Here is a 24,591-nt window from a genome sequence, read left to right on the forward strand (position 1 = left end):
TTAAAATTTACAAAAACATCACAATATTTTTACAGGTAATAAATAAATTATTTATATAATTTGTTTAAAAACAGATATATTTTTAGGAGGATAAAATGAAGAAATCTATAGTTCCAACAATTGTATTAGGTTGTGTTTTACTTACAGTTCCTTCATTTGCAAAAAATTCTGATACAGTTAATAATCAATATAGAGAACAAATCATAGAGTATACTGATAAGGAAGATAAAGAAATCATTCCTTATAGCATGGTTATTACTACAGGCTCTTACAGAGGAATTGAGTATGAAAAATATTGTCAATTGACGAAAGGGAATGGAAGTAAAGTAAACTTTTGGATAAGAAATGATGGCAGGTACCCTGTTGTTATAAAAATTAATGGTGGAAATGCTGTTACTGTAAAAGCAGGAGGACAAGGCTATACATCAACTTCAGTCGGAAGATTTAGTAAAGATTATAAGTTTACAGCTAGTTGTCCTCAAGGTGGAGACATAAATATAGATTATAGAATTGTTCAAAGAGATTAATTTTAATAGTTCCAAGAATCTTATAATTTAAAATTGCTATATCTGTTTTTTAATGCCACGAAGTATTTTTTGTGGCATTTTTTGTAAATTAAGATTTGGAGGTTTAAAATGAAGAAAAAATTTTTAACTGTTATTGCTGTTTTTTTAGCTTTGATAAGTTTATCAGCATGTGCAAAAAAGACTAACGGTGTAGAAGAAGAAAATAAAAAAGAAACTGCAGAAAATATCAATCAAAAAAAAGAAGATGACAAAAAATCTAATGAAGAATATATTGTTGAAAATGGAAGTCAAAAAGGTTCTGCTTTCCAACAAGAACGCTCTTTAGAAAAGTCCAATGGAAGTGAAGTGAATTTTTGGATAAAAAACAAGGGTGAATATCCAGTAGAAATTAAAATTGATGGAGATTATCCTGTAATTGTTGAAGCAGGAAAAGATGGAGAGACTTCTGCTCCAATAAAAAAAGACAAAGTTGATTATAAGTTTTCAGCAAGTTCCACTGAAGGTGGAGATATCGACATAGATTTTAAAATTGTTCAAAGTAATTAAATAAAAAATAAAAAAGAAAATTAAAATTTTTCTTGACAAATAATTTTCCTGTGTCTATAATACTTTCTAATAAAATAATAAATGCGAAGAAAGAGAAAAAGATATTTAATGAGTCTTAAAGAGAGTGGGGATGGTGAGAGCCCGCAGATAAGTTGATGTCATATATTCACTCTAAAGCATGAGGATTGAATAATAGTAGATCTTCACGGAAGTCTCCGTTACCATAGACTAGAGATTGTTAGATCTTTAAAGAGGAAATATTTTTATTTCGAATTTAGGTGGTACCGCGAATCCTTCGCCCTATATGGGGTGGAGGATTTTTTTATTATTTTAAATAATTTTTTTGGAGGACAAAAATGAAAAATTTAAAGAAAATGGTAAAAGTTATAAGTATTGGTGCCCTTGCGCTTTCCCTTGTTGGATGTGCAGGTGATAAGAAAGCAGAAAAAGAAAGTGGAGAAAAAATAAAAATTGGAGCAATCCAATATATTGAACACGTGTCCCTTGACAATGCCCTAAGGGGTTTCCAAGACAGACTAAAGGAAGAGGGACTTGATGTAGAAGTTGATGTGGAAAACCTACAAGGTGACCAAGCCCTAGCTACCACTGGTCCTAAAAAGTTCCAATCAGATGATTATAAATTAGTTTATGCAATCTCAACACCAGCTGCCCAAGGAGCAAAGACTGCTCTTCCAAATAAAAATATTATATATTCAGCAGTGACAGATCCTGTGGAAGCAGGTTTAATTGAATCGCCAGATAAAATCACAAACATCACAGGAGTTAATGATGCAGTTTCTGCAAGAGACCAATTAGAATCCTTCTTAAAAATTTATCCAGATGTAAAAACTATTGGAACAATTTTCTCAACTAACGAAGTCAACTCAAAGGTCCAAGTTGAATCTTTAGAAAAAGCTTGTGATGAACTTGGACTTAAACTTGAAAGTGTGGGGATCAACAACATAAACGACATTGGTCAAGCTCTTTCAACTTTAACAGAAAAGATAGATGCTTATTATGCTCTTACTGACAACACAGTTGCATCTGCTGGCCCAATTCTTGCAGAAAATCTTTTAAAAAATAAAATTCCATCACTCTCAGCTGAAGAAGGACAAGTTTCCAAAGGACTCCTTATGAGTGAAGGCGTTGACTACTATGAACATGGAAGACAAGCAGGAGAAATGGCAATAAAACTTTTAAAGGGTGAAGACATAAAAAATCTTCAGGCAGAAGACAACAAGACTTCAAAGAAAAAGATCAACAACAAAACTGCTGAAGCTCTTGGACTTGATCTTACAAATGAAAATTTAAAGGATGCAGAAATTTTAAAATAAAAATCTCACTGAGATAAGTAAAATAAAAATTTAATAAAAAATTTGGACGAAATTATAAAAAAAGACTTGACTTTGGTCTGCTAGCAGAATATACTAAATGTAATTTAAATAAAGCGTTGAAAGAGAAAAAAGAATTTTTAGTGATTTTAAGAGAGTTGCCGGTTGGTGAGAGGCAATACACGGAAATTTAACATACACTCTAAAGCTTATTTGTTGAAGTTAGTAGGCAAGTACGGAAGCCACCGTTATCTGAGGCTAGAGGTTGTTTGACCTTAAAGTGAGGTAATCTTTTTGATTATAAAATCGGGTGGTACCGCGAAGTCAGTCTTTCGTCCCAATGTGGATGAAAGGCTTTTTTTATTTTATGGAGGTTTTTTATGAAATTTAGAAAGTTGTTTATTTTACTTATGATGTCCCTTCTTCTTGTGGCTTGTGGCAAAAGTGAAAATAGTGTAAATGAAGAAGAAGTAAATGCTGCAGAAACTAGTGGCGGAAAAAAAGTTGGCGTAATTCAAATTGCAGACCACATTGCTCTTGAAAGAGCGAGAAAGGGTTTTGAAGATGAACTTAAAAAGATAAACCCAGATGTAGAAATTATTTCTAAGAATGCAAATGGAGACTTAACAGTTGTACCATCAATTATAAAATCTTTCCAAGACAAGAAGGTTGATTTAATTTACGCAATAGCAACACCAGCTGCCCAAGGAGCAAAAAATGGTGAAAAGGAAATTCCAATTATATTTAACGCAGTTACAGATCCAGCATCTGCAGACCTTGTTAAAAACTTGGAAGAACCAGAAGGAAATATAACAGGAGTTTCTGATTACTTCTCAATAGAAGCTCAACTAGAAGAAATGATTAGCATCTTCCCAGACATTAAAAACATTGGAGTTATGTTCTCAACAAATGAAGCCAATTCAAAATTCCAAGTTGAAGAACTAAAGAAGGCTGCAGATGGTTTTGGACTTAATGTAGTGGAAGTTGGAGTAAATAACATCAATGACGTATCAACAGCAATAAAGACAATTGAAGGAAAGATAGACATCTTCATGGCGATTACAGACAACACAGTTTCATCTGCATCAACAATAATTGCAGAGTCACTAAAGGCTGCTAAGATTCCTTCCTTTGCATCAGAAGAAGGTCCAGTTGAAAATGGAATTCTTGTAAGTGCAGGAGTCGACTATGTTGAACTTGGTATGAAAGCTGCAGGCATGGCAAGTGAAATCCTTGGTGGCAAGGAAGTTAAAGATGTTCCAGTTTTATTCTCAACTGAGACAAGTAAGGTTGTAAACAAGAAAACTGCTGAAGCCCTTGGTCTAGAAGATGACAAGAACTTAATGGAAAATGCAAAAGTAGTTGAATAGATGAAAAACAAGTAAAGAATTAGGAGGAAAAAGTTGAATTCAGTAATAATGGAATCCATTGTCATGGGACTTATATTTTCCATATTGACAATAGGAGTTGTAATAACCTTTAAAATTTTAGATTTCCCTGACATGTCAGTGGAAGGAACATTCCCACTAGGTGCCTTTGCCTTTGCAAAGATGCTCACACTTGGCATGAACCCAATACTTGCTATGTTAGTTTCACTTATAGCAGGAGGACTTGGAGGCTATATCACATATATTTTGTTTAGGAAGTTTAAGATTCAAGCAATCTTATCAGGAATCCTAACAATGACATTTTTATATTCAGTGAATTTAAGAATTACTGGTACTCCAAATGTTACCTTCTTTGATTACAAGACTGTATTTCAACTTTTTGAAAGCCTTCCTAAGATGTTGATTCTTGCAATAATAACACTTGTAATAAAATTAATTCTTGATTGGTTTTTAAAAACTGAAAAGGGCTACCTTCTTTTGGCAACAGGAGATAACGAAACTCTTGTTAAGTCCCTTGGCAAAAATCCAGACAAGTACATTGCAATAGGCCTTGTAATATCAAATGGACTTGCAGCCCTTGCTGGAGCCCTAATGGCACAGTCCAATGGTTACGCAGACATAACAATGGGGCAAGCTATAATCGTATCTGCACTTGCATCAGTAATTATTGGTGATGCCTTCTTAAAGAACGCAAGCTTTTTAAACAGGACAACGAGGGCCATAATTGGTGCAATAATTTATAGGATTATTTACGGAATCGCCCTTTACCTAGGACTTGCTCCAAGTGATTTAAAGGGAATAACTGCAATAATCGTAGTATTCTTCATAGTTTACAATGATGTTTCTTCAAAGGGACTATCAATTTTAAAAGGAAAGAGGGAAGAAAATGCTAAGAATTAAAAATTTATCAAAAACTTTTTACAAGGGAATGGAAGAAGAAAATCAAATTTTTGATAATTTCTCCCTTGATATAGAAGAAAATAAGTGTGTTGCAATTTTGGGACCTAACGGTTGTGGCAAGTCTACACTATTTAATATGATTTCAGGTTCACTTAACCCTGACTCAGGAGAGATCCTTCTGGGAGATGTGGACATTGCAAAATTATCTGAAGACAAGAGGGCAATAGACATTGGAAAGGTAAACCAAGACCCATCAAAGGGAGTTTGCCAGAGCCTAAATATTTTAGAAAATATGTCTATGGCCTTTAAGAAGGGACACAAGTTTACCTTCAAGAGATTGATCGACAAGAAGAACAACGACGAGATAATAGAAAAGCTAAAGTCCATTGACCTGGGACTTGAAAACAAATTAAAGACTCAAGTAAAGTTTTTATCAGGTGGACAAAGACAATCACTGTCACTTCTTATGGCAACTGTTAAAAGACCAAAAATCCTTTTACTTGATGAACACACAGCAGCCCTTGACCCAAAGACTTCAAAGATAATAATGGATAAGACCAATGACCTTATCAAGAAAGAAAAAATCACAACCCTAATGATTACTCACAACTTAAAAAATGCCATTGACTACTCAGACAGAATTATAATGCTCAACAAGGGCAAAGTTGTCTTAGATATTCTTCCAAGTGAGGTTACAGAAGAAGAACTAAATAGGATCTACAACGAAAAGATTGAAGAAGAAAATAATCTAGAAGTAGAAAAGCTTGATAGAGTAAATCAAGTTGAAAGCTTCGCATAAATTTCATAAATAATTGCATGAAAAAGGAACCTTACCCAATAGATAAGTCTATTTAGGAAGGCTCCTTTTTATTTACTATTTAATTTCAAAATAACTTTAAAAATTACTTTACTTTTTATTAGTTTAAAAATATTTATTGATACAATCAAAGGCTTCAGGCATACTTACACATTCTTTTTTAGAAAGATATTTAACTGCATCTAATCTTCTATTTTTTAAAATTAATGAGTATATGTGTAGAATGTCATCATGACTTAAGTTATTAAATTTTTCTCTTAAGTAGCTAAAGTCATCTAACTTATAACTTAGCCATAAAGTCCTCGATACTTTATAATTTATATTTTTTATAAATTTATTTAATCTAATTTCATTATAAATAATATATATTGCGAGTAATCCTATAAGTAAATCTTTCATAATATCACAAAAAAAATAATAACATAGAAAAATAAAAAATAATAGTAAGCATCATTAATGGGATAAAAAAATGATGAGTTAAAAAAATTAAGACTTAAAAATAATAAAAAAGTCCTACTCAAGAAAGAGTAGGATTTTTTTATTAATATAAAATTTTATTTTAAAGTGAGGGTAAATTCGTCACCAATTGCTTGTTCTCCAGTAGGTATTTCTCTGTTGTCATAGCTGTGAACTGTCACTCTGTATAATTGGCATTTTAGTGTTTTTATTTCATTTAAAAGTTCATCGGCAGTGACCTTGCTAGTGACTGGAGAGAAGTAAAGGTTGGATTTGTTTTTTTCTGCTTCGCCAGTTTCAAAATATACAAATCTATCCTTAGAATCTCTGGCTTTTATTGAATAAAGATATCCATCTTCGATGTCAGGATAGGTCAATAGGATTTTTTGTGAGGCTGGGCTTGTAGTAAAGCTTTCAATTACAATGTTATTTGTATTTGGAATAGTAAAGTCCTTTGCTATAAGTTTTTTATTCATTTGCATTTGTGACATATCTATATTTGTTGAAAGATTAATTTTTTTCTTGTTGCCTAAAAATTCATCAAAGAAAAATTCCAAATTAACTTCGCCTTCTTTTGGCAAGGAGTCTTCCAAAACATATTTAAGAGTATAAACATTTACTTTTTCATCTTCAGGTAAAGTATATCCAGAGCCACTGGAGCCGAAAATTTTAATTTTCTTGCCATTAACCTTAAGTTCAGTTAAGTTAACTTCTCCGGAGAGCATTTTTTCTGAGTCATTTAGACTCAAAATTACAGTGTATAAATTATTATCTTCAATAATAAATTTATCAAAAATATATTTTTTGCCATTTATTTCAAAAACTTCGTTTAAATTTACGCTGTACTCATCAACTTCCCTTGACAATCCCATGGCATCAGATAAAGTAATTTTAAAATTACTTGCTAATTCTCTTGTCTTGGCAAAGACATAGCCACCGGATGTGTAATTTGTAATCCCCAAAACTAATATAAGAGATGCTGCAATAGTAACTATTTTTTTATTAAACTTATTTTTCTTGTTTTTTATTTTTAATGATCTCACAGTTCTTTTCAGATTTTCTCTTTCAAAATCATTAAGAGGAACTTCTTCGTATTCAATTTTCATGTCGTTTAACTCATCATAAATATTATTTTTCATAAAAATTTTCCCTCCATTTTTTTAAAAAATTTCTTCCTCTGCTAACTTTTTTGTAGGCATTAGCGGTAGAAATATTTTGTTTAGATGCTGCCTCTTTATAGGAAAGACCATGGATAAAAATATTTTCAAAAAGTTTTTTGTCTTCCTCATTTAAAAGCGAAAGGACTTCTTCTATTTCTAAATTTGAAGATAAATCTGAATCGATGATTTTTTGAATCTTCATCTAGTCTAAGGCTTTCAAATTTAATTTCTTTTCTAAGGATATCTATGGCTCTATACTTAGCAACAAGGGCACACCAATTTTTAAAAGTAGACCTACTTGGGTCGAAGTATTGAATATTCTGCCATATACTTAAAAGTGCGTCATTCATGGCTTCGTCCCAAAGGTTTGGATATTTCCAAAGTGTTTTTGAAATAACTCCCTTTAATATTTTTCCGTAATCTTCTATAAATATATAGAGGGCATCTTCATCTTTATTTTTTAGCCTTTCTATCAAGTCTTGATTATCCATATTTCCTCCTTCACTAATATATTCGTGATAGAGATAATAATTCTGACAAATTTTTAAAATTAAAATTTATGAAAAATAATTTTGAACATAAAAAAACTACCCTGGTTACCCAAGATAGTTTTTTAAAATTAATATTTAAGTTCTTTATTAGAATATATTGAGTAAGTCAATACTATCATCAAGATAAATATCACTGCATTTGCTATTAGGCCAAATAGGTTTAAGTTTGCGCTAACGAAACTATAAGGTCTAAAGGCTTCGTTAGGGAAGTAAGAAACTACCATAGCGAAGACATCGCCAATAACTTTTCCTACAATTGTAAGTAAAACAATTAGGAATACAAAAAGTGCAGCTACTGCATCTTGGTGTAATGAAGACTTTGAAATTGCAGAGAAGAAAAATCCTATGGACATAAAGACAAGGCCAGAGCCAAGTAGTCCAACGAAAACTTTTACTATTCCTTCAATGATTTCAAAGCTTGTAACTTGTGGAGTGTCGCTTCCAAGAGAAGAGATACCTAGGACAAGTCCAAAACTTGCAAGTGCCATTATAATTAAAAATAAAATATAAATTAAAATATTTGCTGTGAACTTTCCAGTTACAATTTCTGATTTAGAAATTGGGTTTGAATAAATATATTCAATGTTACCTGAAGATTGTTCCTTTGCAAGGGAGTTGGCTCCAAGTTGCATTGCAAATACAAAAATTAATATTGCAAGATAGTGGTAAACTAGGGCAAGATAGTCGCCAATGTTTACTATATCCATGCCTTCATAAAAGCCCAAGATATTTCTTGTTGGCTCGTTAAAACTTTCTAAAACTGAATTAAAGAGCGAATTCATTTGTGACTCTGCAAGGAAAGGATAAAAGGCAAGCATAAGTCCCAGTAAAATTATTAGGACAATGGCCCAAGAAATCATCTTTGCAAAGTTTGATTTAAATTCCATATTAAATATCATCTTTGTCCTCCTTTAGCTTTGTTTCTTCACTTGCATTGAAGATGCCATCATTAGAGGTTTCAATAACTATTGTGTCAGGAGAAGTTTTTTCTTCTTTTGGAGCCTCAGATTCTTCTGGAGTCACTTGAGGACTTTCTTCTCCAAGAACTTTTTCAGAATACTCTTCATCCATAAAAAGATTTGTCTTTGTGTTGTGGACAGTATCCTTTTCCATTTCAGCAGTGCTTAGGCCTTCAACAGTGTCAAAGTTATTTTCAGCTTGGTCTATCTTAACAGTAGACTCACTTACTCCATTAATAGTTTCTGCTTCCACAGTAGAAGTTTCTTCTAATTTAATGTCCTTTGACTCTTTAGAAGCTTCAGTCTTTCTTCTTGGAAGTTTTGCATTTTCTCCCTTGTAATAAGCTTCAACCTTGTCGCTTAACTGAGCATCTTCAAGGACATAATTTTCTAGGCCTTCTTCGTAGATAACCTTAGAAAGTTCTGGAAGTGGGCCATCAAAGTAAAGAATAGTTTCATCTTCTTCGTCTTTGATTATTCTTGATCCAATAGAAGTAAAGTAATTTAAATTACCTCTGAAGGAGTCGATCTTTAAAACTTTATCTCCAGCTGCCTTGACATTGTTGTACTCAATGTCTTGGACCTTACCGTCAGATAGGTAGGCAATACGGGCAGAATATTTTTTTGCTTCTCTTAGGGACTCAGATAGAAGTAAAACTGTTAAGTTTTCTTGTTCATTTAACTTCTTAACATGAGAGAAGAGTCTGTCTATATCCTTTTCTTCCAAGAACTTGCAAGGATTGTCTAAGATTAAAAGTCTTGGCTTAATAACTAGGGCGTTAATAATAGCTAAGAGTTTTCTTTCTCTGTCTCTCAAATCACAAACTCTTAAATTTGAATTAAATTCAAAATAGTCACATAGAAGGTCAATGTCTTCTGTGTTAGCAAGATTGTGTGCGTTAAGTGTCTTCTTTAATAAGGCAAAAGACTTGATTTTTGAATCGAAAATCATATCTTCTGGCACAAGAGACACACTTTCTTTTATTTCCTTTGATTCTTTAAATGAATCCATATCATAAACCTTAATAGATCCACTATTAGGTTTTAAAAATCCCATTATAATTCTTGCAAGAGTAGTTTTTCCAGATTTTTCAGTTCCAAGTAGGGAGAAGAACTCTCCGTCCAAGATTTCAAGATTTAAATTTCGTAAAACTTTATCTTTACCCTTGCCCTTTGTCAGGTCATTTATGACGATGGCACTCATACTATTCACCTCTTTAATAATTAATAAACTCATTATACAATAAAAAATATTTAATTAAAAGATTGAAGAGCCTATCTTAGCTAAATATTAACTAAATAATAGAAAAGATTGGAGATAAATTTTAATTTTTATTATAATTTTAAACTTATAAGTCAATAAAATTTATGACTTAATAAAAAATTATGACTTTACAAAAATTTATGACTTTATAAAAAACTATGACTTTATAAAAAATAGGAGGTCATAAAAAACTATAACTTTATAAAAAATTATGACTTGGGATTAGAATACGAAGTGAAAAAATCTAGGACTTAATAATAAACTGGTAGCTTATAGGCAAAATAAAATGACTAAAAAAGTGCCTTGTGATATAATTTTAATCTGAATGGAGGTTTTTAAATGAAACTTGGAATCGTGGGACTACCTAATGTTGGTAAGTCTACTTTATTTAATGCCCTAACAAGTGCTGGTGCAGAAGCTGCAAACTATCCCTTTGCAACAATCGAACCAAACGTTGGGGTTGTAAATGTGCCTGATGAAAGATTAGAAGTTCTTTCAAAGATGGCCAACTCACAAAGAATTGTCTACACTAATATAGAATTTTACGACATTGCAGGACTTGTTAAGGGAGCCAGCAAGGGCGAAGGACTTGGCAACCAATTTTTATCAAATATCCGTGAAGTTGATGCCATTGTCCACGTTGTAAGGTGTTTTGAAGACGAAAATATAATTCACGTTGATGGATCTGTTGACCCTTTGCGTGATATTGAAAATATAAACCTAGAATTAATTTTTTCTGACCTAGAACAAGTTGAAAATAGGTATTCAAAGGTTGCAAAAAAAGCAAGAGCTGAAAAAAATCTTGCCAAGGAAAGAGACCTTTTAGAAAAAATTAAGACAGCCCTAGAGGAAGGAAGTTCTGCAAGAGAAGTTGAACTTGATGATGAAGAAAAGAAAATTATTAAGAACTACTCTCTTCTAAGTGCAAAGCCTGTTATTTATGTTTGTAACGTTGCAGAAGAAGAACTTACAAAGGAAGACAATGAATATGTAAAGGCAGTTAGGGAATATGCAGAAAAAACTGGCGACGAAGTTGTAGTTATTTCTGCAGAGATTGAATCAGAAATAGCTGCCCTTGATGAAGATGAAAAGGAACTCTTCTTAGAAGAACTTGGCCTTGATTCATCAGGACTTGACAAGCTAATTAAATCAAGTTACAGACTTCTTGGTCTAATTTCCTTTATTACAACTGGAGAAATTGAGACAAGGGCTTGGACTGTTAAGAAAGGTTCTAAGGCTCCAACTGCTGCAGGTAAAATCCACACAGATATGGAAAGAGGATTTATCAAGGCAGACACAATTTCTTACCAAGACCTTGTGGACTCTGGCTCTATGGCCAACGCAAGGGACAAGGGACTTATTAGGAGTGAAGGTAAGGACTATGTCGTTGAAGATGGCGACGTAATGGTCTTTAAGTTTAACGTTTAATAAAGCTGAAGAAAAAGGGTGATTTATGATTAAGATGCTTTCAATGGACCTAGATGAAACTCTTTTATCTACTGATAAGGTGATGACAGAATCTTTTAGGCCCTTTGTGGAAAAATTAAGAGCAAACAATATTATTCCTGTTGTTGCAACTGGAAGAGAATTTTACACTGCTCACAGGTTCGTGGGTGAAGACCTAGAAATAGATTTAATTTGCAACAATGGAAATATTATTAAAAATAATAAAACTGGAAAACTTGAATTTGTAAATCCCATGTCAAAGGAAGACGTGGACTTAATTATGTCCTTCGACAAGAATGACAAGGTCTACTCCACAATTCACGTTGCAAGAGAAGATGGGATTGACCTCTTATACAAGAAAAAGAATTTTAAATCCTTTGAAGGAGTTTATGTAGATGCCTTCAGGGGGAGAAATCTCGGACTTGATAATTTTGATGACTATGAAGGTCATCCCCTTTCCATTGTCTTTGCAGGGACTCACGACGACTTAGTGGAACTTCGTAGGACAATAAAAGATGGAATAGGAGAAGACAAGGACAAGTTTAACTTCCACCTAATGAAAATTAAGAGAGAGCCAAAGTGGATGCTTGAAATCCTTCAAAAGAATGGAGATAAGTTTTTCGGTATTAAGAAATATGCAGAAAACAGGAATATAAAACTAGAAGAAGTTGCTGCCATTGGTGACGACTCCAACGACAAGATGCTTGTTGAGAATGTTGGACTTGGCTTTGCCATGATAAATGCTGTTGATGTCTTAAAGGAAGTTGCCGATGTGGTTTCTGATTATGATAACAACAATGACGGTGCAATAAAGATTTTAGATAAGGTTTTATTTGGTGATTAAATGAATATTAACTGGTACCCTGGTCACATGAAGAAGACCCTAGAGGATATTGAGAAGAAGTTAAAGCTCGTTGACTTTGTAATAGAAATTATAGATTCTAGGATTCCCTTCTCAAGTAGAAATCCTCTCTTTGATGACCTCTTAAAAAATAAAAAAAGACTTCTAATTTTTAACAAGTCAGACTTATCAGATCCTAAGTTAAATGACCTTTGGATGGAAAGGCTAACTGATGAGAATAACTTTGCCATCTCTTACAATGCAATGAAACCCAATGTGGGGCTTGTTGTAAATAAGTCTGAAGAACTTATGGCAGATGAAATAAAAAAATTTGAGGACAAGGGACTTAATAAGGGACCCCTTCGTGCCATGATTGTTGGTATCCCAAACTCAGGCAAATCAACTTTTATAAATTCAATATCAGGCACAAGGTCAGCCAAGACTGGCAACAGGCCAGGAGTAACCAAGGTCAACCAGTGGATAAAGATTCATCCAAAGCTTCACCTTCTTGACACACCAGGAGTTCTTTGGCCAAAGTTTGAAGATAAGGTTGGACTTAACCTTGCTTTTACTGGCGCTATAAAAGATGAAATCATGGACAGGGAGACTCTTGCCCTAAGACTAATAGAGAAGTTAAAGGAAATTGCCCCTTCTTCCTTAGAAGAAAGATATAAACTAAGTGATATTCATGACAAGACTGGAATTGAAATCATGGATGAAATTGGAAGTAAGAGGGGGGCCCTAATGCGTGGCGGCTACATTGATTATGAGAAAGTCTCAGGCATTGTCCTAGATGAGTTTAGGAAGGGAATCCTTGGCAGGATTACATTGGAGGTTCCTGATGAGTTTTTATAGTTTTGAAGAAGAATATTATGAAAAGGGCTACAAAAATATTTGTGGCATAGATGAGGTTGGCAGGGGCTGTCTCTTTGGAGACGTGGTTTCTGCAGCAGTAATTATGCCAAGGGGCGAATTCATTGAAGGAGTTAATGACTCCAAAAAATTATCTCCTAAAAAGAGAGAGGAACTTTACCTAAAAATTTTAGAGTCAGCCCTTGCTGTTGGGATTGGAAGGGCAAGTGCCGATATAATTGACAAGGTAAACATAAGGATGGCAACTCACATCTCCATGATCAATGCCCTTGAAAACTTGAGAGATAGCGAGAATAAAAAAATTGAAGCTGACTGTGTATTAATTGATGCAGAAACTATTGAAACGGGAATCTTCCAAAAGGCAATAATCAAGGGTGACGAGTCTTGTTATTCTATTGCTTGTGCATCTATTGTTGCAAAGGTCTATAGGGACAATCTCTGCAAAAAATGGGCAGAAGAGTATCCACAATATGGACTGGAAAAGCACAAGGGCTATGCCACAAAATATCACAGGGAAGCCCTAAAAGCTTATGGCCCAAGTGACATGCACAGAAAAACTTTTTTAAAAAATATAGAATCATGGTAGGACACAATTTATTTTTCGGCAATCGTGGCGAAGATATTGCCACAAAATTTTTAGAGGACAAGGGTTATATTGTATTAGATAGAAATTATCGTGCCCTTGGGACTGAAATAGATATTATTGCACGTGACAAGGACGAGCTTGTCTTTGTGGAAGTGAAGTCACGTAACTCTAGAAAATATGGAGACGCCTACGAGGCTGTCACAGAATACAAGATGCAAAACATTATTCAAACTGCTACAGCCTACATAATGGCCAAGGGGCTCTTTGACATTATGGTTCGCTTTGACATAATTGAAGTTTATTTTAATGAAAAAGAAATCAATCACATAGAATCTGCATTTATGCTTTCATAAAACTAGGTTAAGCCTAGTTTTTTTTATTTGCAATAAATATTTGCTTATTAAAAAACTTGTGTTATTATAGTTAATAGTAAAAAACATAGTAATTTTGTATGAATTATTTTTTAATAAATGGAGGAAGTATGACAGAGTTATTAAGAATAGAAAATTTAAGTGCAGGCGTAGAAGACAAGGAAATTTTAAAAAATATAAATTTAAAAATTAATTACGGAGAAGTACACGTAATTATGGGACCAAATGGTTCTGGTAAATCTACTCTTGCTAATGTAATCATGGACAATCCTGTTTACAATGTTACAAGTGGAAAAATCTTCTTAGACGGAGAAGACATAACAGACCTTACTACAGATAAGAGGGCAAACAAGGGACTATTTATGTCCTTCCAAACTCCAGAAGAAGTTCCTGGGATTTCTGTAGAAAACTTTATTAGGACTGCAAAGTCTTTAAAGGACGATAAGCCAATTTCAATTTTAAAATTTAAAAAAGAAATTAAGAAGGAAATGGAAGAATTAAAAATGGATTCTTCCTATGCAGAAAGATACTTAAACGTAGGCTTCTCTGGTGGAGAAAAAAAGAAAAACGAAATTCTTCAAATGTTAATGTTAAATCCTAAGCTTGCTATTCTTGATGAAACAGACTCAGGACTTGATGTTGATGCAACAAGAATTGTATCATCTGGAATCGAAAAATATTTAAGCAAGGACAATGCTGTTTTAATTATCACCCACCACAAAGAATTAATTGACAACATTAAACCTGATTATGTGCACGTAGTATTAGATGGTGAAATTGTAAAAGAAGGAGACGCTTCTCTAATAGATAAAATCGAAAAAGAAGGATTTAACTGGATAAGAGAAGAGGTGAAATAATTTGACTAAAAAAGTAGAAAAAACTTATGTAGAAGACATGGACCGTGGTGTCTATGATATTAAAAATAAATTTACATTTAGGTCGAAGACTGAAAAGGGACTTACAGAAGAAATTGTAAGACAAATTTCTGCTGAAAAGAATGAACCAGAATGGATGCTTGAAAGTAGATTAAAGGCCCTTAAAATCTTTAACGAAAAAGAAAATCCAAGCTGGGGGCCAGACATCTCTGAAGTAGACATGGATGAAATCACAACTTATATAAGACCTGATGCAGATATGTCTGATGACTGGATGAATGTTCCTGATGAAATTAGAGATACCTTTGACAAACTTGGAATACCTGAAGCAGAAAAAGAATCCATGCTTTCTGGAGTTGGAGCCCAATACGACTCAGAAGTTGTTTACCACTCCATCCAAAAATATCTTTCAGACCAAGGAGTAATTTATACAGACTTTGAAACAGGACTTAAAGAATATCCTGAAATCGTAAAAAAATATTTTAGCAAGTGTATTACACCTAGCCTTCACAAGTATGCTGCTCTTCACTATGCAGTTTGGTCTGGTGGATCCTTTGTATATGTGCCAAAGGGAGTAAATGTAGATATTCCTCTACAATCTTACTTTAGACTTAATGCTCCAGGTGCAGGACAATTTGAACACACACTTATTATCATAGAAGACGGAGCCTACTGTCACTTTATAGAAGGTTGCTCTGCTCCAAAATACAATGTTATAAACCTACACGCAGGTGCAGTTGAATTATTCGTTGGAGAAGGTGCAACTCTTAGGTATTCAACAATAGAAAACTGGTCAAGAAATATGTACAACCTTAACACTAAGAGGGCAATTGTAGAAAAAGATGGAAAGATTGAATGGGTTTCAGGATCCTTTGGTTCAAAAGTTTCCATGCTTTACCCTGCATCAATTCTTGTGGGAGAAAATGCATCTAGTGAGTTCACTGGTATTTCCTTTGCAGGTGAAGGACAAAATCTTGACACAGGTGCCCAAGTTGTTCACGCAGCACCACACACTACTTCAACTGTAAACACAAAATCTATTTCAAAATCTGGTGGAGTGGCAATTTACAGGGGACTAGTTGAAATAAAAGAAAACGCAGTTGGTGCAAAGAACTCAACATCTTGTGAATCTTTGATGCTTGACAACAAGTCAAGGTCAGACACAATTCCTACAATAAAAATTGAAAACAATGATATTGATATTGGACACGAAGCAAAAATTGGAAGGATTAGCGACTCAGTTATCTTCTACTTAATGTCTAGGGGTATCTCTGAACAAGAGGCCAAGGAAATGGTAGTAAGAGGTTTCGCTGAGCCAATAGCTAAGGAACTTCCTATGGAATACGCAGTTGAGATGAATAACTTAATCAATCTTGAACTTGTTGGATCAATTGGGTAGGTGAAACATGAATAAAATAATTGGAAACGAAATTGCCTTTAAGACTTTTAACTTTTTAAGGGTAAATGAAACAGAAATAGAAATTCCCCAAATTCAAGGGAAGTCATATAGGGAAGTAGGAGAAGACAATCCAGGAGAAATTTCTGAATTTGAAAATATTAAGTATGGCATTTCAAATGAAGTCTTGGATCAAAATAGGAAGCATTTAAATTATTACAAGTCCTACACAAGTGAAGAGGGCAAGACAGAAGAAGATTTCAAGTTATTTGAACTTGATGATGAATATTCTGAACTTTTTGACCTCCACCACATCGTTGCAGAAAAGGACTCAAAATTAAAAGTTGTCCTTGACTACACTTCTACTGGCAAGGACGAAAAATTTAGGAACTCTGTTATTAAAGTTCTTGCAAAGGAAAATTCTGAAGTAGAAGTTTTTGTTATTGCAAGAGATGATGACAAGTCCCTAGTTCTTGAATCTATTGGAGTTTATACAGAGGCTCATGCAAAAGTTAGCGTCCACCAATATGAACTGGGAGCAGCTAGACTTTACACAAATTACAAGTGTGAACTAATTGGAGAATATTCTGAAGGTCATGTTGATTCAATTTACTTTGGTCAAAAGGACGAGTACCTAAACATGAACTACGACATGATTCACAGGGGCAAGAAGACTGAGTCAGATATCTTGGTTAACGGAGCCCTAAAGGATAAATCATCAAAGAACTTTAAGTCAAACCTTCAATTTATAGAAGGGGCTAAGGGTGCTGTTGGGTCAGAAGAAGAATACTCAATCTTACTAGATGACACAGTTCACTCAATTTCAGTTCCTCTAATGCTTGCTCATGAAGATGACGTTGTTGGTAACCACGCATCTAGTGCTGGTAAGCTTGATAATGACCAAATCTTTTATCTAATGTCTAGGGGAATAAGTTTTGATGAAGCAGAAGCCCTAATAGTTGAGTCCAAATTCTCAGGTGCAATTGATGCCCTAGGAGATGAAAAACTAAAGGACGAAGTTTGGGAAGCAGTTAGAGAAATTATAAAGAGAGGAAATTAAATGTTTGCTAAAAATGAAATAGAAGAAATCAGAAAAGAGTTTCCTTTTTTAAATCTAAAACCTAATGGGAAGCAAATAGTTTATTTTGATAATGGTGCAACAACACAAAAGCCAAGAGAAATTATTGACAATATAAAAAACTTTTATGAAAGTGAAAATGGAAACCCTCACAGGGGGGCCCACTATCTTGCAATGAAGTCAACTGAAGTTTACGAAGGTGCAAGACAAAAAGTTGCAGACTTTATTGGGGCAAAAAAGGCTTCGGAAGTTGTCTTTTTAAGAAATGCAACTGAAGCCTTAAATCTTCTTGCTTATTCCTATGGACTAAACAACTTAAAGGAAGGCGACGAAATTGTAATTTCTATAATGGAGCACCATTCAAACCTTGTTCCATGGCAAGAAGTTTGCAAGAAAACTGGAGCAAAGCTAAAGTTTTTATATGTAGACGATGATATGCAAATTCCTTTTTCTGAAATCGAAGAAAAAGTTACTAAGAATACAAAAATTATTTCCATCACAGGAGCATCTAACGTTGTTGGAACAAATCCTAACATAGAAAAAATTGTTAAGTATGCTAGAGAAAATTCAGATGCAAAAATAATTCTTGATGGAGCACAATTAGTTCCCCACAGGAAGGTCAATGTAAGTGAACTTGACGTTGACTTCATGGCTTTTTCTGGTCATAAGATGTATTCGGCACTAGGTATTGGTGTACTTTATGGAAAGGAAGAACTTCTAAACAAGATGGATATCTTCCTATCAGGTGGCGACATGATTGAATATGTCTATGAAGACCACACAACTTTTCTAGATGCACCACAAAGGTTTGAAGCAGGAACTGCCAACGTTGAAGGAGCAGTAAACCTAGCAGCAGCCATTGACTTTATAAACAAATATGGCATGGAAAAAATCGATGAATATGAAAGATATTTAACTGACTACTGTTACGACAAGCTTAAAAATTTAGACTATCTTGAAGTTTATACAACTAGTGACAATAACAGGGCACCAGTAATTTCTTTCAACTTTAAAGAAGCCCATCCTCACGATGTTGCATCAATACTTGACACTTATGGAATTGCCATAAGATCAGGCCACCACTGTGCTCAACCTCTTCACAGGTACTTGGGTTCAAACTTCTCATGCAGGGCAAGTTTTGCAATCTATAACACAGTGGAAGAAATTGATTATTTCGTAGAACATCTTGAAGATGTAAGGAGGATTTTAGGAATTGAATCTTGATAATATTTACACAGAACTAATCTTGGAACACTCTAGGAACAAACACAACAGAAGAGAACTAGAAGACTACACAAAAAAAGAACTTGGTCACAATCCAAGCTGTGGAGATGAAATAACTCTTGAAGTAAAAATCCAAGATGACACTATAGAGGATATATCCTACACAGGTCACGGATGTGCCATTTCTCAAGCTTCAACATCAATTATGTGCGACAATGTCAAGGGCATAAAAGTTGAAGAAGCTATTGAAAGGGCAGACAAGTTTATAGGAATGGTTAAGGGAGAGATTGACGACCCAGATAAGTTGGAAGATCTTGACGATGCCATTGCTTTTGAATCCATTTCAACTTTACCTGCAAGGGTAAAGTGTGCAGTTCTTTCTTGGTACACTCTAAAGAATATGTTAGAAAATAATGAAGATAAGGGATCCTTTAATCTATCATAAGAGGTGATTAGATGAAATTATCTACAAAGGGTCGTTACGGCCTAATGGCTATGTACAACTTAAAAGAAAATATGGGCAAGGGCCCTATAGCCTTAAAGGATATTGCGAGAGATGAAAATCTTTCAGAATCCTATTTGGAACAACTCTTTACCCTTCTTAGGAGGGCTGACCTAGTTAAATCAATTAGGGGTGCAGGTGGCGGTTACGTCCTTGCAAGAGATCCAAAAAATATAGCGATTGGAGAAATAATAAATGCCCTTGAAGGTGACCTTTCACTTTCTTGTTGTGATCTTGGTAAAAAGTCTGACTGCAACAAGCAAGAGGAATGTGCCACAAGGGACATCTTATCCAAGCTTCAAGGTCAAATTGAAGGTGTCATGGAATCCATGACTCTAGCAGACATGTGAGGTCACTATGATTTACATGGATAATGCTGCCACTACTAGGATCACAGATAGTGTATTTCAAGCTATGCTTCCTTATTTGAAAAAAAATTACGGGAATCCATCGGCAATATACTCTCTTGGTCAAAGATCTAGGGCAGCCATAGAAAATTCAAGAATAAAAATTGCAGAGATCCTGGGAGTAAAGGCAAGTGAAATTTACTTTACTTCCTCTGGATCTGAATCAGATAACTGGGCCTTAAAGGGCTCACTTTTACCTAATCAAGAGAACCATATTATCTCATCAAAGATTGAGCACCCAGCTATTTTAAATTCTTTAAAGAAAATAGAAAAGTGGGGAGGAGAAACTAGCCTCATTTCAGTTGACAATGAAGGTTTTGTGGACTTAGATGAAATTGAAAGCTCTATCAAGGACTCCACAAGACTTATTTCAATTATGTTTGCCAACAATGAAATAGGAACTATTGAGCCTCTTGCTGAAATTGCAAAAATAGCTAAGGCAAAAAATATTTTATTTCACACAGACGCAGTTCAAGCTATGGGAAATATTAAATTTAAGATAGAAGACATAGGAGTGGACATGCTCTCCCTTTCAGGTCACAAGCTTGGAGCTCCAAAGGGAGTTGGTCTTCTTTATGTCAAAGAGGGAATTGAACTTGATAGCTTTTTAGATGGTGGTGAACAGGAAAGAGGACAAAGGGCCTCAACAGAAAATCTTGCATCAATAGTCGGACTTGCAAGAGCCTTAGAAGATGCTTACAATAATATTGAAGAGAGGACATCTATTACAAGAGAACTAAGAGATTACACAATAGAAAAACTCTTGAATATAGATGGAGTAATCTTAAATGGTCCCAAAGAAAAAAGACTTCCTGGAAATATAAATATCACTTTAAAAAATACTAAACCACAAACCATGGTTCAGTATCTTGACATGTTTGATATATGTGTTTCTTCTGGATCAGCATGTGCAGCAGGAAGCATTAACCCATCCCATGTTTTAAGGGCAATAGGTAGGAGTGAAGAAGACTCACTTTCTATGCTAAGGCTCTCACTTAATCACGAAAACACAAAAGAAGAGTGTGATTATGTAGTGGAAAAAATAAACCAGGGGATGAAAAAGTTCAAGAACAGGTGATATTATGTTAGAGCAAATATCTGGTAATGCTGCTAGATTTATGATTTATGCCCTTGCCATTCTTTCTATTCTCTTAATATTTTTAGCAATTTACTATCTAATAAATATTGGGAACAGATACATTGATGGCAAGAAGAGGATAAATATAGACCTAAGGCTTATCACAAAAATATTTTTGGGGATACTTATTTTTTACTTAATAAATATAATCTTTAATAAGTTCCCAATCCTTGGCTACACACTTTCATCGGTAATAATAGCAATAATATTTGCCTATATTATCGACCCAATAGTTAACTACTTGGAGAGGAAGGGAGTCAAGAGACAGTTTGGTGTAATAATAGTTTACATCTCAGCTATACTTATTTTTGGAATCTTAATAGTTTCAGTAATACCAAAAACTATTAATGAAATTTCCAACTTGCTTACAAGTCTGCCTGCCATGGTGGATACCCTAATAAGAGAAGTTAATAATTTCGCGTCAAATGTATTTGCCAAGTTTAATATTGAGCTTCCAGAAAACTTTATAAATGTCTACAAGGAGACAAATCCAAAGGTAAATGGGGATGTTGAGACACCACAAATAGTTTCTGATATTTTAAATTCTATTAAGGCGACTATTAACGACCTAATAGTCAAGGCCCAAGGATCACTAATGGGATCTCTTTCCAATGTACTTTCTAAACTTTATGGATTTTTAACTTCGGCCTTTAGACTTGTCTTAATTATAATCTTTTCCTTCTACTTTTCAGTGGACAAGGATAGATTTATGCATAGAGTGAAAAAGGCCATACCAAATAAATACAGAGACGACATCTCATATCTCACAAGCAATATTGACACAGCCCTCCAACAATTCATTAGGGGAAGGATGCTAATGGCAATCTTCGTAGGATTAATAACTATGGCCTACCTCTTAGTCTTAAGAGTAGACTTTGCCATTATCATTGGTCTTATAACTTGTGTGGCAGATATAATCCCTTATATTGGTCCTTTCCTTGGTTGTGCGCCGGCAGTTTTATTTGCCTTTATGGACTCGCCTATGAAGGCCCTATGGGTTTTGATTTTATTCGTAATAGTTCAATGGGTAGAGAACAATATTCTCGCACCAAAACTCATTGGAGATTCAACTGGACTAAACCCACTTGTAATTTTAATTTCAATAATTATTGGTGGTGGAATCTTTGGTGTATGGGGAATGGTAATTTCTGTTCCATTGATGTCAATTATCTTTATACTTGTTGATTTTATCAAAATAAAATACAACGACAGATACAGCTCTAATTGACATTCATATTCTTTATAATTATAATATTTATAGCACATCCTCCCAGGGTATGGGAGGATTTTTAATAGGAGTTGTAATATGAAACATTTAGGTTTACACGATATAAGAACTGAATTTTTAAAATTTTTTGAATCAAAGGGACACTTTGTACTACCAAGTTTTTCACTAATTCCAAAGAATGATAAATCACTTCTCTTAATTGGAGCTGGAATGGCACCAATGAAGAAATTTTTCACTGGCGAAGAAGTTCCACCTGCAAAGAGAGTTACTACTTGCCAAAAATGTATTAGGACTGGCGACATAGATAACGTAGGTTTAACTGATAGACACGCAACATTTTTTGAAATGTTAGGTAACTTTTCCTTTGGAGACTACTTTAAGCACGAAGTAATTCCATGGGCTTGGGAATTTTTGACAGTTAATCTCGAAATTCCAAAAGAAGATTTATGGGTTACAGTTTATTATGAAGACGATGAAGCCTACAACATTTGGAAGGATGTAGTGGGAATTGATGAAGAAAAAATCATAAGACTAGGTAAAGAAGATAACTTCTGGGAGCTAGAAGTTGGTCCATCAGGTCCATGTTCAGAAATTTACGTTGACAGAGGACTAGAACACGGATCAGAAGAAGAAAGACCTGGTGGAGAAGGAGACAGATTTATTGAAATTTGGAACCTTGTATTCACACAATTCGACAAGGACGAAGAAGGAAACTACAATCCTCTAGCTCATCCAAACATTGATACAGGTATGGGACTTGAAAGGATTGCTACAGTCCTACAAGAAACTGACAATATATTTGAAATTGATGCCATAAAAGATATAATCCAAGAAATTGCAAAAGTTTCTGGGGAAGAATATGGCAAGGATAAAAACTTAGATATTTCCTTTAGGGTTATAACAGACCACATTAGGGCGATGACTTTCATGATTTCTGATACAATTGTCCCTTCAAATGAGGGAAGAGGCTATGTACTTAGAAGACTTATAAGAAGAGCTGCAAGACATGGAAGAAAGCTAGGCATTAAAAGAGCCTTTCTATATGAAATTGCTGACATGGTAATTGACTCTTGGGGCGAACAATATGAAGAACTCAAGGAAAACAGAGAATCCATCAAGGAAATTATTAGAAGAGAAGAAGAAAAATTCTTAGAAACAATTGATGGTGGACTTGTTAGACTAAGGGCCCACATGGATGAAATGAAGGAAAATAAGGAAAGACTCCTAGATGGAGAAAAAGCCTTTAAACTATATGACACTTATGGTTTCCCGATTGACTTAACAGAAGAAATCCTAAGAGAAGACGGCTATGACGTTGATATGGATGGCTTTAAGAAGGAAATGGATGACCAAAAGAGAAGGGCTAGAGAAGCTAGAAACGACTCCAACATTGGTTGGGCCAACCAAGACAACAAGCATCTATTTGAAGGACTTAGTGATGAATTCCTAGGTTATGAAGAAGATGAATGCCAGGCAAATATTGTTAGAATAATTGCCAATGATGAAATAGTTGACTCTCTTAATGAAGGAGAAGAAGGCCTTGTAGTCCTTGACAAGACAACTTTCTACGGAGAAAGTGGTGGTCAAGTTGGAGACACTGGCCAAATTATTTCTGACAACTTTAAGCTAAAAGTTACTGACACAAAGAAAACTAAGGATGGACTTCACCTTCACCTTGTAAAGATTGAAGAAGGTAGACTGGAAAAAGCTCCAGTTAAGGCTATTATAGATTCTAAGAGAAGAAATAACATTAGGAGAAACCACTCTGTAACTCACTTACTTCACAGGGCCCTTAAAGACGTTTTAGGAAGCCATGTAAACCAAGCAGGATCCCTAGTTATGCCTGATAGGATGAGATTTGACTTTTCCCACTTTGATGCAATGACAAAAGAAGAAATTGCTGAAGTTGAAAGAAAAGTAAATGAAAAAATCTTTGAAGGACTTCCAGTTGAAACAAAGGTAACAGGTCTTGAAGAAGCTAAGGAAATGGGTGCAATTGGTTTATTCGAAGGCAAATACCAAGACCAAGTAAGAGTCCTATCCATGGGAGATTATTCTCGTGAACTTTGTGGAGGTACTCACGTATCCAACACTTCTGAGATTTCAATGTTTAAGATCCTATCAGAAAGTGGTATAAGTAATGGAGTTAGGAGAATTGAATCTATTACAGGACCAGCTGTTTATGAATACCTAAACAACTTAAGTGAAAAAGAAGAAAAAATAGCTAGTGAATTAAAATCCAACAAGGATGAAATTATTCAAAAGATAAAATTAAATATTAAAAACCTAAAAGAAGCAAATAAATCTATTGAAAAGCTAGAACATGACCTTGCTAAGGATCAAATTTCTGACTTAATAGAGGATGTTAGAGAAAAAAATGGAATCAAGTATGTCATTAAAAAGTTCGATGGAGTAGATGTAAATACTCTTCGTGACCTAGCTGATGAGGTTAGGAGCAAGCTTGGTTCAGTTGTAGTTCTATTTGCAACTGTAAATGATGATAAATTAAACTTTGTATGTGCAGTTTCAAAGGATCTTGTAGAAAAGAAAATTGCTGCAGGCAAACTAATCAAAGAGATCGCCAAAGTAGCTGGCGGTGGCGGCGGTGGTAGACCTGATATGGCAACTGCTGGTGCAAAGGACTTAGATAAGGTTGAAGAAGCTCTAAACAAGCTTGATGAGCTCTTATAAAAATATCAAAATAGATACTTTTATGGTATAATCTAT

The 24,591-nt window shown here is 34.3% G+C and carries 26 protein-coding genes and 2 other annotated features; of the genes, 20 read left to right on the forward strand and 6 right to left on the reverse strand.

Features of this window, described 5'->3' with window-relative positions:
- Window positions 1-95 precede the first annotated feature (95 nt).
- The 6 genes from I6I93_RS07120 to I6I93_RS07145 all read left to right on the forward strand — a co-directional run bounded on the left by I6I93_RS07120 (window position 96) and on the right by I6I93_RS07145 (window position 5,491).
- Complete coding sequence (locus I6I93_RS07120; RefSeq protein WP_070702515.1) at window positions 96-527, forward strand: hypothetical protein; 432 nt, start codon at window positions 96-98, stop codon at window positions 525-527.
- 108 nt (window positions 528-635) lie between these two features.
- Entirely contained in the window at window positions 636-1,073 is a 438-nt protein-coding gene (locus tag I6I93_RS07125) for a hypothetical protein (protein WP_112889985.1), read from the forward strand.
- A 77-nt stretch (window positions 1,074-1,150) separates the two neighbouring features.
- Window positions 1,151-1,379, forward strand: a binding site (T-box leader).
- 50 nt (window positions 1,380-1,429) lie between these two features.
- Window positions 1,430-2,407: an ABC transporter substrate-binding protein gene (locus I6I93_RS07130; protein ID WP_112889986.1), complete on the forward strand. Its 978-nt coding sequence runs from the start codon at window positions 1,430-1,432 to the stop codon at window positions 2,405-2,407.
- Window positions 2,408-2,514: 107 nt separating this feature from the next.
- Window positions 2,515-2,747 (forward strand) — a binding site (T-box leader).
- 37 nt (window positions 2,748-2,784) lie between these two features.
- Window positions 2,785-3,774, forward strand: a complete 990-nt coding sequence (locus I6I93_RS07135) for an ABC transporter substrate-binding protein (RefSeq protein WP_112889987.1) — start codon at window positions 2,785-2,787, stop codon at window positions 3,772-3,774.
- Between the two features lie 33 nt (window positions 3,775-3,807).
- Window positions 3,808-4,692: an ABC transporter permease gene (locus I6I93_RS07140; protein WP_112889988.1), complete on the forward strand. Its 885-nt coding sequence runs from the start codon at window positions 3,808-3,810 to the stop codon at window positions 4,690-4,692.
- Window positions 4,679-5,491, forward strand: a complete 813-nt coding sequence (locus I6I93_RS07145) for an ABC transporter ATP-binding protein (protein WP_112889989.1) — start codon at window positions 4,679-4,681, stop codon at window positions 5,489-5,491. Before I6I93_RS07140 ends, I6I93_RS07145 begins: the two co-directional genes overlap by 14 nt.
- Window positions 5,492-5,614: 123 nt before the next feature.
- On the opposite strand, the gene I6I93_RS07150 is transcribed toward I6I93_RS07145, so the two are convergent.
- From I6I93_RS07150 to I6I93_RS07170, 6 genes are all read right to left on the reverse strand, one after another.
- Entirely contained in the window at window positions 5,615-5,908 is a 294-nt protein-coding gene (locus I6I93_RS07150) for a hypothetical protein (protein ID WP_070702527.1), read from the reverse strand.
- A 155-nt stretch (window positions 5,909-6,063) separates the two neighbouring features.
- Entirely contained in the window at window positions 6,064-7,104 is a 1,041-nt protein-coding gene (locus I6I93_RS07155; protein ID WP_112889990.1) for a DUF4179 domain-containing protein, read from the reverse strand.
- On the reverse strand, window positions 7,094-7,327 hold the full coding sequence (locus I6I93_RS09285) for an RNA polymerase sigma factor (protein ID WP_236587172.1): 234 nt from the start codon (window positions 7,325-7,327) through the stop codon (window positions 7,094-7,096). Before I6I93_RS09285 ends, I6I93_RS07155 begins: the two co-directional genes overlap by 11 nt.
- Window positions 7,251-7,616, reverse strand: a complete 366-nt coding sequence (locus tag I6I93_RS07160) for a sigma factor (RefSeq protein ID WP_236587173.1) — start codon at window positions 7,614-7,616, stop codon at window positions 7,251-7,253. Before I6I93_RS07160 ends, I6I93_RS09285 begins: the two co-directional genes overlap by 77 nt.
- A 128-nt stretch (window positions 7,617-7,744) precedes the next feature.
- Window positions 7,745-8,575 carry an ABC transporter permease subunit gene (locus I6I93_RS07165; protein WP_112889991.1) on the reverse strand — a complete coding sequence of 277 codons (831 nt, stop codon included), beginning with the start codon at window positions 8,573-8,575 and terminating at the stop codon, window positions 7,745-7,747.
- Window positions 8,565-9,839, reverse strand: coding sequence for an ATP-binding cassette domain-containing protein (locus tag I6I93_RS07170; RefSeq protein WP_112889992.1), 1,275 nt, complete (start codon window positions 9,837-9,839; stop codon window positions 8,565-8,567). The genes I6I93_RS07165 and I6I93_RS07170 overlap by 11 nt, the downstream gene beginning before the upstream one ends.
- Window positions 9,840-10,238: 399 nt before the next feature.
- Between I6I93_RS07170 and ychF the strand changes: the two genes are divergently transcribed.
- The 14 genes from ychF to alaS all read left to right on the forward strand — a co-directional run bounded on the left by ychF (window position 10,239) and on the right by alaS (window position 24,555).
- Window positions 10,239-11,327, forward strand: a complete 1,089-nt coding sequence (gene ychF / locus I6I93_RS07175) for a redox-regulated ATPase YchF (protein WP_112889993.1) — start codon at window positions 10,239-10,241, stop codon at window positions 11,325-11,327.
- 25 nt (window positions 11,328-11,352) lie between these two features.
- The gene (locus I6I93_RS07180) at window positions 11,353-12,189 is read left to right on the forward strand and encodes an HAD-IIB family hydrolase (protein WP_070702539.1); all 837 of its coding nucleotides are present in this window, start codon (window positions 11,353-11,355) and stop codon (window positions 12,187-12,189) included.
- Entirely contained in the window at window positions 12,190-13,041 is an 852-nt protein-coding gene (ylqF, locus tag I6I93_RS07185; RefSeq protein WP_112889994.1) for a ribosome biogenesis GTPase YlqF, read from the forward strand.
- The gene (locus I6I93_RS07190; RefSeq protein ID WP_112889995.1) at window positions 13,028-13,645 is read left to right on the forward strand and encodes a ribonuclease HII; all 618 of its coding nucleotides are present in this window, start codon (window positions 13,028-13,030) and stop codon (window positions 13,643-13,645) included. Before ylqF ends, I6I93_RS07190 begins: the two co-directional genes overlap by 14 nt.
- On the forward strand, window positions 13,639-13,998 hold the full coding sequence (locus I6I93_RS07195) for a YraN family protein (RefSeq protein ID WP_112889996.1): 360 nt from the start codon (window positions 13,639-13,641) through the stop codon (window positions 13,996-13,998). The genes I6I93_RS07190 and I6I93_RS07195 overlap by 7 nt, the downstream gene beginning before the upstream one ends.
- Window positions 13,999-14,126: 128 nt before the next feature.
- A complete protein-coding gene (gene sufC, locus I6I93_RS07200) occupies window positions 14,127-14,873 on the forward strand; it encodes a Fe-S cluster assembly ATPase SufC (protein WP_112889997.1) in 747 nt (248 codons plus the stop codon).
- 1 nt (window position 14,874) lies between these two features.
- A complete protein-coding gene (gene sufB, locus I6I93_RS07205) occupies window positions 14,875-16,290 on the forward strand; it encodes a Fe-S cluster assembly protein SufB (protein ID WP_201621235.1) in 1,416 nt (471 codons plus the stop codon).
- Window positions 16,291-16,297: 7 nt separating this feature from the next.
- Window positions 16,298-17,347: a SufB/SufD family protein gene (locus tag I6I93_RS07210; RefSeq protein WP_112889998.1), complete on the forward strand. Its 1,050-nt coding sequence runs from the start codon at window positions 16,298-16,300 to the stop codon at window positions 17,345-17,347.
- On the forward strand, window positions 17,348-18,589 hold the full coding sequence (locus tag I6I93_RS07215; RefSeq protein WP_112889999.1) for a cysteine desulfurase: 1,242 nt from the start codon (window positions 17,348-17,350) through the stop codon (window positions 18,587-18,589).
- On the forward strand, window positions 18,579-19,034 hold the full coding sequence (gene sufU, locus I6I93_RS07220; protein WP_112890000.1) for a Fe-S cluster assembly sulfur transfer protein SufU: 456 nt from the start codon (window positions 18,579-18,581) through the stop codon (window positions 19,032-19,034). Before I6I93_RS07215 ends, sufU begins: the two co-directional genes overlap by 11 nt.
- An 11-nt stretch (window positions 19,035-19,045) precedes the next feature.
- The gene (locus I6I93_RS07225; protein WP_112890001.1) at window positions 19,046-19,441 is read left to right on the forward strand and encodes an RrF2 family transcriptional regulator; all 396 of its coding nucleotides are present in this window, start codon (window positions 19,046-19,048) and stop codon (window positions 19,439-19,441) included.
- Window positions 19,442-19,448: 7 nt separating this feature from the next.
- Window positions 19,449-20,576 (forward strand): cysteine desulfurase family protein, encoded by a 1,128-nt coding sequence (locus I6I93_RS07230; protein WP_172605469.1) that lies wholly within the window; start codon window positions 19,449-19,451, stop codon window positions 20,574-20,576.
- Between the two features lie 4 nt (window positions 20,577-20,580).
- Window positions 20,581-21,864, forward strand: coding sequence for an AI-2E family transporter (locus I6I93_RS07235; RefSeq protein WP_070702555.1), 1,284 nt, complete (start codon window positions 20,581-20,583; stop codon window positions 21,862-21,864).
- Window positions 21,865-21,942: 78 nt separating this feature from the next.
- A complete protein-coding gene (alaS, locus tag I6I93_RS07240; RefSeq protein WP_112890002.1) occupies window positions 21,943-24,555 on the forward strand; it encodes an alanine--tRNA ligase in 2,613 nt (870 codons plus the stop codon).
- The last annotated feature ends 36 nt before the right edge of the window (window positions 24,556-24,591 follow it).

Source organism: Peptoniphilus harei, from assembly GCF_016726485.1.
GTDB lineage: Bacteria > Bacillota > Clostridia > Tissierellales > Peptoniphilaceae > Peptoniphilus_A > Peptoniphilus_A harei.